A 440-nucleotide genomic window follows, 5' to 3' on the forward strand; every position below is an offset into this window, starting at 1 on the left:
GCCGTGTCCGGCGCGGCATTGTGAGCCATGCGAGCGTGCGCGGCACAGCGCGCGAGAGGGTCGAAGGCTGGGCCTTGCATCCAAGCGCTGCTACCATCGGGGCGCATTCTGCAATCTGGACGGGAACGTGGGAACAATTGCCTACGTCACCCGTTTTTTTCCCACAAGGGACATCAACACCCTTCGAGGAGAAGAGCGATGAACAGGATCGCATCAAGCCTGCTGGCGGCCGCGCTGTCGGCTTCGTTCGTGGCAGCGGACGTCATGTCCGTGAATGCCCAGCCAATCTATGCGCCGCAGCCGCAAGGGCTTTCGTCTGATGTCCAGACCGTCCAGTACCAGGAGTGGCGACGGCACCGCACCATCTCGCGCAACCGCGTCTATTCGCGCAACGGTGACATGTACTGGAATGGCCATCGCGGGTATCGCGAATATCGCCG

General features: G+C 62.0%; 1 pseudogene. It reads left to right on the forward strand.

What is annotated here, in order from left to right:
* Positions 1 to 198: 198 nt before the first annotated feature.
* Positions 199 to 440 (forward strand): annotated as a pseudogene (locus tag EOA32_RS37840) (BA14K family protein); the annotation flags it as partial.

The organism is Mesorhizobium sp. M1A.F.Ca.ET.072.01.1.1, from assembly GCF_004023325.1.
GTDB lineage: Bacteria > Pseudomonadota > Alphaproteobacteria > Rhizobiales > Rhizobiaceae > Mesorhizobium.